At 56.0% G+C, this 1,802-nt stretch carries 1 rRNA gene; it reads left to right on the top strand.

Annotated features, from left to right (window positions below):
- A 23S ribosomal RNA gene (locus tag V8P86_RS18840) occupies positions 1–1,802 on the top strand; the annotation flags it as partial.

The raw sequence follows: 1,802 nt of genomic DNA, 5'->3' as shown, positions 1-1,802 counted from the left end.
TAATCTACGTATAGGGGTGAAAGGCCCATCGAGTCCGGCAACAGCTGGTTCCGACCGAAACATGTCGAAGCATGACCTCCGCCGAGGTAGTCCGTGAGGTAGAGAGACTGATTACCGTGTCCGCCCTCGAGAGAGGTCGGCGCGGTTGTCAAACTCCGAACTCACGGACGCTTTTGACGCGGGGAGTCCGGTGCGCGGGGTAAGCCTGTGTACCATAAGGGAGACAACCCAGCGCTGGGTTAAGGTCCCCAAGTGTGGATTAAGTGCGATCGAAGGTTGTCTCGAGCCCTAAACAGCCGGGAGGTGAGCTTAGAAGCAGCTACCCTCTAAGAAAAGCGTAACAGCTTACCGGCCGAGGTTCGAGGCGCCCAAAATGATCGGGGCTCAAATCCACCACCGATACCTAGCCACACTCGTTACAGAGTGGTTGCGTAGGTCGGCGCTCCGCGTGGGTGGAAGTACGGAATAGATTTCGTATGGACCGCGTGGTGACGCAAATCCTGGTTGTAGTAGCAGCGAAAGTCGGGTTAGAATCCTGACGGCCGAAAGGGCAAGGGTTCCTCAGCACTGTTCGTCAACTGAGGGTTAGCCGATCCTAAGTCATATCGTAACTCGCGTATGACAAAAGGGAAGCTGGTTAATATTCCAGCACCGTCATACATTGAAAGTCGACGCTTTTGGAACATCCGGACTGAGCATTCGCTCAGTCGAATCACCGAATGTCGTGGAAGCCGTAATGGCACGAAGCGACAGAATGGTGAGATCGCGCAAGCCGGACGTACCGAGAGCCCGTGAAAAGACGAGTATGACGCCCGTACCAAGAACCAACACAGGTGCTCCTGGCGGAGAAAGCCAAGGCCTGTCGGGTACAAACGACGTTAGGGAATTCGGCAAGTTAGTCCCGTACCTTCGGAAGAAGGGATGCCTGCCTCGGAAAGAGGCAGGTCTCAGTGACTAGAGAGCTCGGACTGTCTAATAACAACATAGGTGACCGCAAATCCGCAAGGACTCGTACGGTCACTGAATCCTGCCCAGTGCGGGTATCTGAACACCTAGTACAATAGGACGAAGGACCCGTCAACGGCGGGGGTAACTATGACCCTCTTAAGGTAGCGTAGTACCTTGTCGCTTCAGTAGCGACTCGCATGAATGGATCAACCAGGGCTCTGCTGTCCCAACGTTGTGCCCGGTGAACTGTACTTTCCAGTGCGGAGTCTGGAGACCCCCAAGGGGAAGCGAAGACCCTATAGAGCTTTACTGCAGGCTGTCGCTGAGACGTGGTCGCTGATGTGCAGTGTAGGTAGGAGTCGTTACCGAGGCCCGCGCGCTAGCGTGGCGCCCAGACATCCATGAAACACTACCCGTCAGTGACTGCGACTCTCACTCCGGGAGGAGGACACCGGTAGCCGGGCAGTTTGACTGGGGCGGTACGCGCTTGAAAAGATATCGAGCGCGCCCCAAGGCCATCTCAGGCGAGTCGGAAACTCGCCGGAGAGCGCAAGAGCAAAAGATGGCTTGACAGTGTTCTTCCCAACGAGGAACGCTGACGCGAAAGCGTGGTCTAGCGAACTGATGCGCCCGCTCGATGCGGGCCATGAATGACAGAAAAGCTACCTTAGGGATAACAGAGTCGTCACTCGCAAGAGCACATATCGACCGAGTGGCTTGCTACCTCGATGTCGGTTCCCTCCATCCTGCCCGTGCAGAAGCGGGCAAGGGTGAGGTTGTTCGCCTATTAAAGGAGGTCGTGAGCTGGGTTTAGACCGTCGTGAGACAGGTCGGCTGCTATCTATTGGGGGTGT

It is taken from the genome of Halovenus anhuiensis (assembly GCF_037080055.1).
Classification (GTDB): domain Archaea; phylum Halobacteriota; class Halobacteria; order Halobacteriales; family Haloarculaceae; genus Halovenus.
Note: the sequence above shows the minus strand (reverse complement) of the source record. Positions and strands in the feature narration are given on the sequence as shown.